The 13869-nt window shown below is 52.2% G+C and carries 15 protein-coding genes; all 15 read right to left on the bottom strand.

Features of this window, described 5'->3' with window-relative positions:
- Positions 1-3 precede the first annotated feature (3 nt).
- Positions 4-627 (bottom strand): signal peptidase I, encoded by a 624-nt coding sequence (gene lepB, locus J2X61_RS27710; RefSeq protein ID WP_379240518.1) that lies wholly within the window; start codon positions 625-627, stop codon positions 4-6.
- A gap of 90 nt (positions 628-717) precedes the next feature.
- A complete protein-coding gene (gene rplS / locus J2X61_RS27705) occupies positions 718-1059 on the bottom strand; it encodes a 50S ribosomal protein L19 (protein ID WP_274471286.1) in 342 nt (113 codons plus the stop codon).
- A gap of 161 nt (positions 1060-1220) precedes the next feature.
- Complete coding sequence (gene trmD / locus J2X61_RS27700; protein WP_310192559.1) at positions 1221-1979, bottom strand: tRNA (guanosine(37)-N1)-methyltransferase TrmD; 759 nt, start codon at positions 1977-1979, stop codon at positions 1221-1223.
- Entirely contained in the window at positions 1976-2491 is a 516-nt protein-coding gene (rimM, locus tag J2X61_RS27695) for a ribosome maturation factor RimM (protein ID WP_274471283.1), read from the bottom strand. Before rimM ends, trmD begins: the two co-directional genes overlap by 4 nt.
- An 84-nt stretch (positions 2492-2575) precedes the next feature.
- Entirely contained in the window at positions 2576-2806 is a 231-nt protein-coding gene (locus tag J2X61_RS27690) for a KH domain-containing protein (protein WP_047672782.1), read from the bottom strand.
- 25 nt (positions 2807-2831) lie between these two features.
- Positions 2832-3104, bottom strand: coding sequence for a 30S ribosomal protein S16 (gene rpsP / locus J2X61_RS27685; protein WP_274471282.1), 273 nt, complete (start codon positions 3102-3104; stop codon positions 2832-2834).
- Between the two features lie 40 nt (positions 3105-3144).
- The gene (ffh, locus tag J2X61_RS27680) at positions 3145-4503 is read right to left on the bottom strand and encodes a signal recognition particle protein (RefSeq protein ID WP_274471280.1); all 1359 of its coding nucleotides are present in this window, start codon (positions 4501-4503) and stop codon (positions 3145-3147) included.
- Between the two features lie 27 nt (positions 4504-4530).
- Positions 4531-4881 (bottom strand): putative DNA-binding protein, encoded by a 351-nt coding sequence (locus J2X61_RS27675; protein WP_274471279.1) that lies wholly within the window; start codon positions 4879-4881, stop codon positions 4531-4533.
- A 150-nt stretch (positions 4882-5031) separates the two neighbouring features.
- Positions 5032-6021 (bottom strand): signal recognition particle-docking protein FtsY, encoded by a 990-nt coding sequence (gene ftsY, locus J2X61_RS27670; protein WP_310192548.1) that lies wholly within the window; start codon positions 6019-6021, stop codon positions 5032-5034.
- A 29-nt stretch (positions 6022-6050) separates the two neighbouring features.
- A complete protein-coding gene (smc, locus tag J2X61_RS27665) occupies positions 6051-9626 on the bottom strand; it encodes a chromosome segregation protein SMC (protein ID WP_310192545.1) in 3576 nt (1191 codons plus the stop codon).
- Positions 9627-9720: 94 nt separating this feature from the next.
- On the bottom strand, positions 9721-10422 hold the full coding sequence (rnc, locus tag J2X61_RS27660) for a ribonuclease III (protein WP_310192542.1): 702 nt from the start codon (positions 10420-10422) through the stop codon (positions 9721-9723).
- A gap of 61 nt (positions 10423-10483) precedes the next feature.
- Positions 10484-11719 carry a beta-ketoacyl-ACP synthase II gene (gene fabF / locus J2X61_RS27655; protein ID WP_310192538.1) on the bottom strand — a complete coding sequence of 412 codons (1236 nt, stop codon included), beginning with the start codon at positions 11717-11719 and terminating at the stop codon, positions 10484-10486.
- Positions 11720-11816: 97 nt separating this feature from the next.
- Complete coding sequence (gene acpP, locus J2X61_RS27650; protein WP_126142285.1) at positions 11817-12050, bottom strand: acyl carrier protein; 234 nt, start codon at positions 12048-12050, stop codon at positions 11817-11819.
- An 84-nt stretch (positions 12051-12134) separates the two neighbouring features.
- A complete protein-coding gene (fabG, locus tag J2X61_RS27645; RefSeq protein WP_310192736.1) occupies positions 12135-12875 on the bottom strand; it encodes a 3-oxoacyl-[acyl-carrier-protein] reductase in 741 nt (246 codons plus the stop codon).
- Entirely contained in the window at positions 12875-13813 is a 939-nt protein-coding gene (fabD, locus tag J2X61_RS27640) for an ACP S-malonyltransferase (RefSeq protein ID WP_310192532.1), read from the bottom strand. The genes fabG and fabD overlap by 1 nt, the downstream gene beginning before the upstream one ends.
- Positions 13814-13869: the final 56 nt, after the last annotated feature.

The raw sequence follows: 13869 nt of genomic DNA, 5'->3' as shown, positions 1-13869 counted from the left end.
ACCTCAGAAATGTATAAAACTTATTTTGTTGACCGGCCAGAAAATGACTTCCGAGCGCCCTACGATTTTATTATAAGGCACGAAGCCAACGCTCTTGGCCCGGCTGTCCTTGGAATTCGGCCGGTTATCCCCCATCGCGAAGATTTCGCCGTCAGGCACTTTCGTTTCTGGGAAATCGGACAGAGTGTTATAGGCATGTCCCTCTTTATTCGCTTGCTCGATCGCTTCCTTGATATACGGTTGATCGATCTCCTGGCCGTTGATGAACACTTTATCGCCGGTTACTTTCACGGTTTCCCCTGGAAGCGCGATGACCCGTTTAATATAATCCTTGCCTTCCGGCGCATGGAAGACGATGACTTCTCCCCGCTTCGGCGCGCGGATATCATAAATAATTTTGTTAACAATGAGACGTTCGCCAGTAGAGAAGTTCGGCCTCATGGAATCCCCGTCGACGATGAACGGCGAGAACAGGAACCAACGGATGACAATGACCAGCACGCCGGCGATCACTAGCGCTTTGATCCATTCCCATGTTTCACTTTTGGCTGTTTTTGCAGGTGTTGAGCTTGCTTCCGCAGCAGCTGCGGCGTCTAAACCAGGCTGATCTTGCTCTTTCTGTTCCATCACTGACTGCCTCTTTTCCAGTTTTGGTTTATGTAAAAAGGTGCTGCAAAAAACGAAAAGGAGACTTGCCTAAACAAGCCCCCCGTTTTCTTATCGAATTTCTTTGATTCTTGCTGCTTTACCGCGAAGACCACGCAGGTAATAAAGTTTCGCACGACGAACTTTACCACGGCGAGCCACTTCGATTTTCTCGATTCTTGGAGAATGCAGCGGGAAAGTTCTTTCCACGCCAACACCGTAAGAAATTTTACGAACAGTAAACGTTTCGCTGATTCCACCGCCGTGGCGTTTGATCACAACACCTTCGAACAGCTGAATACGCTCACGCGAACCCTCGATAACTTTTACGTGTACTTTCAGAGTATCGCCAGGACGGAAACTTGGAATATCCGTACGGAGCTGCTCCTTAGTAATCTCTTGAATAAGATTCATAGTTGACTCCCTCCTTCCACACAGGTGTTCATTCCGCCGATCTACAAGTTAAATCTAAGTTGTTATGCGTAGAGGACCACCAGACTCGAGCTGTTGAAAAATCACAACAGAATATATAATATCATAGACAGGAAAGAAATTCAATAGAGAAGTTTTGGGGGCTACTTCTTTGGATTTCGCTCCTGCCATTCGGCCAGCCAGGCCTTTTCTTCCTTCGTAAACTCCCTGCCTTCGAGCAAATCCGGACGTCGCTCCAGTGTGCGGAATAACGATTCCTTGCGCCTCCAGCGCCGTACATTCTCATGATGGCCGGACAACAGCATCTCCGGCACTTCCCACTCTCTGAATTTGGCGGGACGCGTATAATGAGGATACTCCAGCAGGCCTGTCGAGAACGAATCCGTCACAGCCGACATCTCATTGCCTAGTACTCCGGGCAGAAGCCTTACTACACTGTCTATAACGACCATGGCAGGCAGTTCTCCACCGGTAAGCACATAATCGCCAATGGAGAGCTCGTCCGTCACCAGGTATTGCCTAATCCGCTCATCGTAGCCTTCATAATGTCCGCAAATAAACACGAGGTGCTGCTCGCCGGACAATTCTTCAGCCACCTTCTGTGTGAACGGTTTGCCTTGCGGACACATGAGAATAACCCTCGGCTTCACCGAGCCGCCTTCGGCGTCCTCGCCCACAGGCAGATCCTCCACCGCCGCAAAGATCGGCTCCGGCTTCAATACCATTCCGCCTCCGCCGCCATAAGGATAATCGTCGACCGTATTATGCTTATTATTGGAGTAATCCCGGAAATTCACGGTGTTCAGACTTACGATTCCCTTATCTCGAGCTTTTCCCAAAATGCTGGACGAGAATACGCCGTCAAACATTTCTGGGAACAAGGTCAGTACATCAATTCTCATTCCATTAACCCTTCCATCAGGTGAATCCGTATTGTCTTATTAGCGACATCTACATCCAGAATGACATCGTCAATAACCGGCAGCAGCAATTGCTTGCCTTTCGGCAAAGATACTACCCAAACATCGTTAGCTCCAGGCGTCAGTATTTCCGTAATCGGACCGAGCTCTTGGCCTTCTTCCGTAATGACCTTACAGCCAATAATTTCGTGGTAATAATATTCTCCCTCTTCGAGCGGCTGTTGATTCTTCGCATCGATTTTGAGGAGCGCTCCTTTGAACTTCTCCACATCGTTAATGTTGCTGAATTGTGCGAATTGCACGATAAACATATTTTTATGTAAGCGGGACGTTTGCACAGTCACCGGCGTTTGCTTATTTTGGGAGTCAACAATAACCAACTCGCTGCCTTTATCGAAACGTTCGGGGAAATCGGTTTCCGGTACAATCTTCAGTTCGCCGCGAATACCATGGGTATTGGCGATTTTACCAATCGTCATCAATTTATCCGCCATTTGCGCTTGCTAACCTCCACTTTATTGTGCCTTATGCAAGTCCATATAAGAAAAAGGCTAGGAATAGAATCCTAACCTAATTTCTTATGAAACGATCTCTACGGCTACCCGTTTCGTTTCTTTCACTGCTGCCGACGTGACCACCGTGCGGAGCGACTTCGCAATCTTCCCTTGCTTGCCGATCACTTTCCCGACATCGTCGGGGTGAACGGAAAGCCTGTACTCGATTTTGTCATCCTTCTCCACGACAGCGACACGCACTTCTTCCGGATGATCAACAAGAGCCTTAGCAATAACGGTGATAAGATCCTTCATGAAAACACCCTCCGAAGTGAACAGATTACTTCTGTAATTTCAGCTCGTGAAACTTAGTCATCAAACCTGCTTTGGAGAACAGGCTGCGAACTGTATCGGACGGTTGAGCGCCAATTTGAAGCCATTTCAGCGCTTTCTCCTCATCAAGGTTAACAGCTGCCGGTTCAGCAATTGGGTTATAAGTACCGATTTCTTCGATAAAACGACCATCACGCGGGGAACGGGAATCCGAAACCACCACACGGTAGAAAGGAGCTTTGTGAGCACCTGCACGTTTAAGACGAATACGTACTGCCATGAATCATTCACCTCCTAATTAGAATAAAAACACCTTATATTTAGAAAGGGAATTTAAATCCCTTGCCCAGCTTCTTCATTCCTTTGGGCCCCTTAGGTCCCATCATGCCGGAGAACTGCTTCATCATTTTGCGCATATCGTCAAATTGCTTGATGAACCGGTTCACTTCCTGTACGGAATTGCCGCTTCCCAGCGCAATTCGCTTGCGGCGGCTTGCGTTCAGCAGCTCCGGCTTGCGCTTCTCTTCCTTGGTCATCGACTTCACAATCGCCTCGACGCGGGCCATCTGCTTGTCGTCCACCTTCATATCCTTCATGCCTTTGATCTTGTTCGCACCCGGCAGCATCTCCAGGATTTGATCAAGCGGCCCCATCTTCTTCACCTGCTCCATCTGGTCAAGGAAATCATCGAACGTGAACTCGGCGTTGCGCATTTTGCGCTCCATCTCTTTCGCCTTGTCCATGTCGATGCCGGCTTGCGCCTTCTCGATCAGTGTCAGCATGTCGCCCATGCCGAGAATTCTGGAGGCCATCCGGTCTGGGAAGAAAGGTTCCAAAGCATCCATCTTCTCGCCGCTCGCGACGAACTTAATCGGGCAGCCGGTTACGGCTTTGACGGATAACGCCGCACCACCGCGGGTATCGCCGTCCAGCTTCGTGAGGACTACGCCCGTGAGTTCCAGCTGTTGGTGGAAGCTCTCTGCGACGTTCACGGCATCTTGACCCGTCATCGCATCGACAACGAGCAAAATCTCGTCGGGCGTAACAGCGGCGCGCACATTTTTCAGTTCATCCATCAAATTCTCGTCAATGTGGAGGCGCCCCGCGGTATCGATGATCACATAATCGTGGCCATGATCTTTGGCGTGCTGCAGCCCTTGCTTGGCGATATCGACCGGATTCACTTGATCTCCCAGCGCGAAGACAGGAACCTTCAACTGCTCTCCGAGCACCTGCAGCTGTTTGATCGCAGCGGGACGATAAATGTCGCACGCGACAAGCAGCGGTCTATGGTTTTGTTTGACCAGCATCTTCGCCAGCTTACCGGACGTCGTCGTTTTACCTGCCCCTTGCAGACCTGCCATCATAATGACGGTCGGCGGCCGGTTCGAACGAGCCAGCTTGCTCTGCGTACCGCCCATGAGCGCCGTAAGCTCTTTGTTCACGATGTCGATAACAACCATGCCCGGCGTGAAGGACTTCATGACTTCTTGTCCGATCGCCTGCTCCTTCACTTTGGCAATAAAGTCTTTGACGACTTTAAAGTTCACGTCCGCTTCAAGCAGAGCGAGCCGTACCTCGCGAAGCGCTTCGCCTACATCTTCTTCCGTCAGCTTACCTTTGCTTCTCAGCTTTCCAAAAACGTTCTGTAACCGGTTTGCCAATCCTTCAAATGCCATGCGCTTCACCTCCTGCTTGGACTATGATCAGTCGATCTCTATTATTGTATCAAAAAGCTCCGTCGTTTTCCTCTTCAGCTCAGGATCACAGCTTGTCAGCAATTGGTCCAGTTCGGTGCGAAGCTTCACGCGTTGTTCATGCTTATGTAACAGATGCAGCTTAGCTTCATATTCCTGCAAAGTCAATTCTGCACGCTTAATATGCTCATACACCGCTTGGCGGCTAATTTCGAAATTCTCGGCGATTTCTCCTAGCGAGTAGTCGTCGTGAAAGTACAATCTGAGAAACGTTCTCTGCTTCTCGGTCAAAAGGGGTTCATAGAAGTCAAACAGCAGATTGATGCGATTCGTTTTCGCGAGCATTTGATCAACCGTCATGACTCCACCTCCGTAAAGGTTGCGCCCTTGACAGCAGCACAACATGACCTATCATACTGAATTCCGGAATGAATGTCAAGCGTTTTACCTTGTCAGTATTTCAAACAAAAAAATCCCCCGCCAACCGTAGAGGCTGAGGGGATTTCCCGCTTAGTTTTCTTCTTTGGTCTCGCCCATCCATTTGCCGAACAAAGCGTGCACGAATTGCTCCGAATCAAACGGCTGGAGATCGTCCATTTTCTCGCCGAGGCCGACGAATTTCACCGGCAGCGACAATTCCTGGCGGATCGCCACGACGATCCCGCCTTTGGCCGTGCCGTCCAGCTTGGACAGCACAAGTCCGGTCAGGCCGGTCTTGTCTCCGAACAGCTTGGCTTGGCTGAGCGCATTCTGCCCTGTTGTCGCATCCAGAACGAGGATCACCTCATGCGGAGCGTCCGGCACTTCGCGTTGGATAACGCGGTAAATCTTGTTCAGCTCCTCCATGAGATTCACTTTGTTCTGCAAGCGGCCGGCCGTATCGCACAGCAAGATATCGACGCCGCGCGTCTTAGCGGCCTGTACGGCATCATACATAACCGCAGCCGGGTCAGCGCCCGATTGCTGCTTAATGACATCGACGCCGACACGCTCGCCCCACGTTTCCAGCTGCTCGATCGCTCCCGCACGGAATGTGTCGCCTGCGGCCATAAGCACCTTTTTCCCTTGGGATTTGAACATGTGCGCCATTTTTCCGATCGTTGTCGTTTTGCCTACGCCATTGACGCCAACGAACAAAATAACGGATAATCCGTTCGGATTTAGGTTAAGCCCCGCATCGGCATCGCCCTTGAGCAGCTCGATCAGCTTCTCGGACAGAATAGGCTGCAGCTCCGCCGGATTCTCGATCTTCCGTTTCTTCACTTCCGCACGCAGCTGGTCGATCAGCTTGAGCACGGTATTCACACCGACATCGGCGCCGATTAGAATCTCTTCCAGCTCTTCATAAAAGTCTTCGTCAATCTTCTTGCGCCGGGAGAATAGGTCGTCGACTCGCTCCACGAACACATCTCTCGTTTTGGCTAGGCCTTCCTTGAACTTATTCGTTACCGCTTCGGCCTTGCTGGAAATGCTCTCTTTCAACCGTTTAAAAAAACTCATAGTTCCTCCTAGATTATAACTTTAGCCAATTACGATGCAGACATCGCGGCTTCCTCATCCTCCAGACGGACGGAAACCAGCTTGGACACGCCGCCTTCCTGCATCGTCACCCCGTACAGAACATCCGCCTCTTCCATCGTTCCCTTACGGTGCGTGACCACGATGAATTGGGTCATCTCCGAGAATTCGCGCAAATATTCGGCAAAACGGGAGACGTTGGCCTCATCCAGTGCCGCTTCGACTTCATCCAGTACGCAGAATGGGACCGGCTTCACCCGAATAATGGAAAATAACAAAGCGATCGCGGTAAGCGCGCGCTCTCCTCCCGATAACAGCTGCAGATTTTGCAGCTTCTTGCCTGGCGGCTGGGCTACGATCTCAATCCCTGTATCCAGCATATTGTCCGGCTCGGATAAAATCAAATCGGCCCTGCCCCCGCCGAACAACTTGGCGAAGACGACGCCAAAATGCGAGCGAATGGCATCGAAGGTCGTTTTGAACCGCTTGGACATTTCCTGATCCATTTCCTTAATCACCTGATAAAGCGTAGTCTTGGCTTCGATCAAGTCGTTTTTCTGCGAGTCCAGAAACTCAAACCGCTCGGAGACCCTTGCATACTCTTCAATGGCCCCCAGGTTTACATCGCCCAAGGAGGCAATTTCGCGTTTGAGCTCCCGCACCTTCGATTGCGTGCCTTGAATATCCTCAGGGATCGGATACCGTTCTTTGGCCAGTTCATAGCTGAGCTCATACTCTTCCGCAAGCTTCTTCAGCATGTTCTCCAGCTCTACATCCAAACGCGTGACGCGCACTTCCGTTTGATGCAAGCTCTCTTCCACCTGCTTCAATTGCAGACGCTGTGCCCGCGTTTCGTTCTCTTCCTGCTCCAGCTTATGTAACCAGTCGGTACGTTCAGCCCGCTTGAAATCAATGCTTTCGGTGCATTGCTGCTTCTTCAGCTTGAGATCATTGAGCAGTTCGACTTGGAGCACGGTTTCCTGCTCGAGTGCGCTCATGTCTTGTTCCAGCTGCAGGAGCAGCCCGCGGTTCGTCTCCATCTCGCGATCGGCCTCGCTCAAATCCTGCTGCAAGCGCCGCTGCTGATCCTGGAGCGATTGCTTCTCCTGCGAAATCGAAGCGACCTTCACCTTCAGATCCGTTAGCTGGCTCTGCAGCTCCTCCTTCTCGGATTCGCTCGCTTTCCGAGTACTCTCGGCGTCGCGAATCGCTTGCTGCAAAGAGGCTTCTTCCTGCTGAAGCTCAGCCAGCGCCGTCTCCGCCTCCGCTTTCTTACGGGCGAGCTCCGCCTGTTCCTCCAAAAGCGATCCTCGATCTTGGCTGTCGAGTGAGAGCTGCTCATCCACTTTGCGGCTTTCCGATTCCAGCGGATTCAATTCCGCCCGAATTTGCTGCTCTTCGATACGCTTCTGTTCGCCTTGCTGGCGGAGCTGCTCGACGGTCATCATCTCATCGGTGATCTCCCGCTTCATCGCGCTGGATTGGCTGCGCAGCGTGCCTAATTGGCTTTCCGAGTTCCGAATCTCCAGATCCAGCTCCTCAATTTGCCGTTGGCGGCCCAACAGGTTGGTCGATTTCTTCTGCAAGCTTCCGCCTGTCATGGAGCCGCCCGGATTGACGACATCCCCTTCCAGCGTCACTACCCGGTAGCGGTACTGCGCTTTGGCCGCAATATGGTTGGCGTCTTCCAATGTCTGAGCCACAACCACATTGCCGAGAAGACTTGAGAAAATGTTCTGATACGTGTTGTCGAACGAAACGAGATCTACGGCGATTCCGACGAACCCTCTCGCCGATTTGAGCGAAGCGATCTCATGATCGCCAATGGACCGGCCTCGAATGACGTTCATCGGCAGGAATGTAGCTCGTCCCATTTGGCGCCGCTTCAAGAAGGCAATCGCTTCACGGCCGTCCGCTTCCGTTTCGACCACAATGTTCTGCAGCGCGCCCCCGAGCGCGGTTTCTATCGCAACCTCAACCTCTGCCGGCACTTTCACCAGTTCGGCCACCGCTCCGCGGATGCCTCGCAAATCCTTCCGGCTCTTGGCTTTGAGCACTTCCTTGACGCCCTGCATGAAGCCGTCGTAATCGCTCGCCATCTCTTTCATCGTGTCCCGGCGGGAGGTAAGCGCATCGAGCTTCTGCTCCCACTTGCGCACCATGCCCTGAGCTTCGTCGAGCAGCGTCTGCTTGCTCTTCAAACTCTGGGTCAACTGGACATACTGCTGCCGGATATCTTCAATTTCTTGAACCGTCTTCTCCAGCTTGTCGGTCAAATCTTGCTTGCGCTGTGCAATCTGGACGCGCTGTTCGTCCCATTTCAACCGCTCATCGTCCAGCCGCTCCACCCTGCGCCCGATGCTCTCCGTTTGCTGTTCGGCATACCGGATTTCATTCCGGGCTTGCGCCATCCTGTTCAGTGTCTCGAGCAGTTCGCCTTTCAACTGATCCTCCGGGGAGGAGGAGATGCCCCCATTCACTCCGAGCAAGCGCTGCTCTTCCGCTGTCAGCTTCGCTTGAAATTCAAAGAGCTGCGCACCGATCTGAATAATTTTCTCGCGCTGCTCGCCGAGCTCCGCTTCCTTGTCGATTCTGCGCTGTTCCTGCATCGCAATCGTACTGCCGAGCTGTTGATGATTGGCTGCGTAGTTCTTCTTCCGTTCCTTGAGCACCTCGCCATGCCCTTCGCATTTCTCGAATTCCTCACTGAGAACAAGAAGCGTTTCCTGCAGCTTCTCCAGCTCCTCTTCGAGTCTGCGAGTCTCCCAGCGATGCTTCTCTAAGTGAGCGTCATGCTGGTTGACGATTGTCGCTAGCTCGGTCTGCTCCTTGGTGAGCTTCTCCAGCTTCTGGGACGCTTCATTCCAGGAAAGATAAATCTGGTCGATCTGATGAACGTACATCGCAATTTCACTGCTTTTGAGCGTTTCGCGAAGCTCTTTGTAACGAATCGCTTTCTCCGATTGCTCGCGAAGCGGCTCAATCTGATCCTCTAATTCAGAGACGAGGTCATGAATCCTGAGCAGATTTTGTTCGGTATCGTTTAACTTTTTCTCCGCTTCCCTCTTACGCGATTTATATTTAACAATCCCCGACGCTTCTTCAAAGATGCCGCGGCGATCTTCCGATTTCGTACTTAAAATCTCTTCGATACGGCCTTGTCCGATAATGGAATACGCCTCTTTCCCGATCCCCGTATCCATGAACAATTCCGTGATATCCTTCAATCGGCAGGGCTGCTTGTTGATCAAATACTCGCTTTCCCCGCTCCGGTGCACACGGCGAGTCACCGTGACTTCATTGAATTCAAGCGGAAGCGATTGCGACGTATTGTCCAGCGTCAGCGACACTTCCCCATAATTCACTGCACGGCGCGCATCGCTGCCCGCAAAAATAACGTCTTCCATTTTACCGCCGCGCAAAGACTTGGCGCTCTGCTCCCCCAACACCCAGCGGATGCCGTCGGAGATATTGCTTTTGCCGCTTCCGTTCGGACCGACGACCGCAGTGATACCGCGTACGAATTCCAGCTCCGTCCGGTCGGCGAAAGACTTAAACCCGGATAATTCAATCCGTTTCAAAAACATGGTCTCACCTCAGACATCATTGTAACATATCCCTTACTAAAATAAGAGAAAAAAACAAAAAGGCAGCCTCGGCTGCCCCTTTGTGCTATATGACTTACCGCTGAACGGTCACATTCAATTTCAACAATGCTTGGGCAGCTGCCTGCTGCTCAGCTTCTTTCTTGGAACGTCCTGCTCCGGTTCCCAGAAGGTCGGCATCCATGTGGACTTCAGCTACAAACTCACGTTCATGTGCAGGACCCCGCTCGTTGACGATGCGGTATTCCAGAGATCCCAAGCCATGATGTTGGGTATGCTCTTGCAATTGAGTCTTGTAATCAATAACGAGCAGCTTGCCTTCGCTGGAAATGTTGGCGAACACATGCTTGTTGAGAAAGCTTTTGACAACATCGATCCCTTGATCCAGGTACAAGGCACCGATGAAGGATTCAAACACATCGGCAAGAAGCGCCGGACGTTGACGCCCTCCGGTCAACTCCTCCCCTTTGCCCAGCAGAACGAAAGCGCCGAAATCTAATTCTTCAGCAAACGTAACAAGTGAGGGCTCACATACGATGGAGGCTCTGAGCTTCGTTAGCTCGCCTTCCGAGCGCCCCGGATAAGATTCATATAAAAATTCCGAAACGGTTAATTCCAAAACGGCATCGCCCAGAAATTCCAGACGTTCGTTATCTTTGTGTCCGGCAATCCGATGCTCATTGACATAGGAAGAATGGGTAAAAGCTTGCTTCAGCAGCTCGGATTTGCGAAACGAGATGCCGATCCGCTGCTGCAGTTCTTTAATATCGCGGTTCATTGTGCCTATTCACCACCCAGAGAGAATGATATTCCGTTATCTTTCTTCGCAGGCAGGCAAATTATGCTTGAAACCTTTTCATGATGATCGTGGCGTTATGTCCGCCAAAACCGAATGAATTGGACATCGCAATCTCCACTTGAGCTTGACGCGCCGTGTTCGGCACATAATCCAAGTCGCATTCGGGATCTTGGTTGTCCAAATTGATCGTAGGCGCAATGACGCTGTTCGCAATCGTCATACCGCAGATAACCGCTTCAACGCCACCGGCAGCTCCGAGCAAATGCCCCGTCATCGATTTGGTGGAGCTCACGGCTACTTTGTACGCGTGATCGCCAAGCGCTTTCTTGATGGCCGTCGTCTCGGATTTGTCGCCGACAGGCGTTGAAGTTCCATGCGCGTTGATATAAGTAATGGCTTCCGGTGCAATCCCGGCATCTTTGATCGCTCTGGACATACAGCGAGCCGCTCCGTCCGGATCCGGATCCGTCATGTGGTAGGCGTCGCCGCTCATACCGTAACCGATCACTTCCGCATAGATGCGTGCGCCGCGCTGCTGCGCATGTTCCAGCGATTCCAGAATCAGAACGCCCGAACCCTCGCCCATGACGAAGCCATCACGGTCCGTATCGAACGGACGGCTGGCTGCATGCGGGTCTTCGTTGCGCGTGGACATTGCGCGAAGCGCGCAGAATCCGGCCACACCGATCGGCGTAATCGTCGCTTCCGCACCGCCGCAGATCATCACGTCGGCATCGCCGCGCTGAATCATTTTGAAGGAATCCCCGATGGAATGCGTACCCGTCGCACAGGCGGTCACTGCCGTTGAGTTCGGTCCTTTCGCACCGGTGATCATCGAGATATGTCCGGAGGCCATATTCGCGATCATCATCGGGATGAAGAACGGCGATACGCGCTTCGGCCCTTTCTCCAGCAGCACTCTGTGCTGTTCTTCCCATGTGTTCAAGCCGCCGATACCGGAACCTACCGAGACACCTACGCGTTCCGGGTCGGTATCCTCTTTGAGGTTCAAGTTCGCGTCTTTAAGGGCGTTCAGCGCACCTGCAACAGCGAACTGCACGAAGCGGTCCATCCGGCGGGACTCTTTGCGGTCCACATAATCTTCAATGTTGAAATCTTTAATCTCGGCGGCGATCCGCGTAGGGTACTCGCTTACATCAAAGTTCTCAATGGCGCTGACTCCGGATTTGCCGGCTGTCAGGTTGCCCCAGAACGTTTCCAAATCTTGACCAAGGGCAGTAACTACGCCCATACCTGTAATTACAACTCTTTTCATTTGTACCACCTTCTATGTCGCGAATCTTCATATTTTTTAGTTGGGCCTGGAATGATGAGAAGTCCCGTCTTGATTAGAAACGGGACTCTGTAGACTATTACGTATGAGATTTTATGTAATTCGTAACTTCTCCTACAGTCGTAATCTTCTCAGCATCTTCATCGGAAATTTCTAAATCGAACTCATCTTCTAACTCCATTACTAATTCAACTACATCGAGAGAATCAGCACCAAGGTCTTCTTTGAAAGATGCTTCGAGGGTGACTTCAGATTCATCAACCCCTAGACGATCGACTACAATTCGTTTAACACGATCCAATACGTCGGACATCCGGTTCACCTCCTCTTTGGTATTATACGAGAATCTTTGACAGATTGCCAGTAGGCAAATCATAAGATTCTCCAGTGGCGAATCTTACATGTACATGCCGCCATCTACGTGGATGGTTTGGCCTGTCATGTAGGATGCATCGTCGGACGCCAGGAAGCGCACAACCTTCGCGATTTCCTCTGGCTGGCCAAGGCGTTCCAATGGAATTTGCTTCAACATTTGGTCGCGCATCTCGCCAGCCAGTTTGTCGGTCATATCGGTTTCGATAAAACCTGGCGCTACCGCATTCACGGTAATGCCTCTGGAAGCAAGCTCCTTCGCCGTCGCCTTGGTCAAGCCAATGACGCCGGCTTTGGCTGCTACATAGTTGGCCTGACCCGGGTTACCGAGCACGCCGACTACAGAAGATATATTGATGATTCGACCAAAGCGCTGTTTCATCATCGGGCGTGTCACGGCTTTGACGCAATTGAACACACCTTTCAGGTTTGTAGCGATAACTTGATCGAATTCTTCTTCCTTCATTCGCATGATTAGATTGTCTCTTGTAATACCTGCATTATTCACAAGAATATCAATTTTACCAAAAAATTCAATGGTTTTCTTCACTAGATCTTCGGATTCCTGATAGGAGCTTACATCGGCGCGCAATTTAATCCCTTTGCGTCCCATCGCTTCAATGGCGGATACCACTTCAGCGGCAGCCGCTTCGCTTCCTGCATAGTTCACCGCAACATCGGCGCCCTGCTCAGCCAAATGAAGCGCAATCGCCCGCCCGATTCCCCGGGATGCACCGGTCACCAGTGCCACTTTACCAGTCAGCATCATGCTTGTACCTCCTGCAAGTACTTGTTCAAAGCCTCAAGACTTCCGATCGATACGGTCTTCACCGTTTTGTCGACCTTCTTGATCAAACCGGCAAGCACCGTTCCCGAGCCTAGCTCAATGAATGTGTCGACGCCTTGGCTGATCAGATAAGCAACCGTGTCCTCCCACAGTACCGGGGAGTATACCTGCTCGACGAGCAAGCCGCGGATGTCGCCCGGCTCAGTCACTGGACGAGCCGTCACGTTAGCCACCACGGGCACCGAGGCTGCGCGCATCTCGACGGACGCCAGCACCTCTGCAAGGCGCTCAGAGGCCGGCTTCATGAGCGAAGAGTGGAACGGCCCGCTCACCTCGAGCGGAATGGCCCGCTTCGCTCCGGCTTCCTTGCAGCGTTCGACAACGGCTGCAACGCCTTCCTTACTGCCCGAGACGACGATCTGCCCCGGGCAGTTCACATTGGCGAGCTCCACGACGGAGCCGCCGCTCGTGATGGCCGTGCACAGCTGCGCAAGCGCTTCGCGCTCGGCTCCGAGCACGGCCGCCATGGCGCCCAGGCCGCCCGGGACGGCCTGTTCCATGAACTCGCCGCGGGCCCGCACGGTGCGGACCGCGTCCTCGAACCCGAGCACGCCGGCGGCGACGAGCGCGCTGTATTCGCCAAGACTATGTCCCGCGACATAGTCGGGCGTGATGCCCGCAGCCTTGAACGCTTCGAGACAAGCGATGCTTGTCGTGAGCAGCGCCGGCTGCGTGTGGTACGTGATCTTCAACTGGTCCTCCGGACCTTGGAAGATCAGGTTGGATAAAGCGAAACCCAGCGCCTCATCGGCCCGGTCGAAATACGCCTTGGCGGCAGGGTGGTTCGTATACAGGTCTTGTCCCATCCCTACGGATTGTGAACCTTGGCCTGGAAAAACAAAAGCGATTTTACCCATACGAGAAAAAGATCTCCTTTGGCTTTTAGAATAAAATAATGTGCAGAATGGCCCTT

Source organism: Bacillus sp. 3255 (assembly GCF_031456485.1).
Taxonomy (GTDB): domain Bacteria; phylum Bacillota; class Bacilli; order Paenibacillales; family NBRC-103111; genus Paenibacillus_E.
This window is presented reverse-complemented; position numbering and strand designations above follow the sequence as displayed.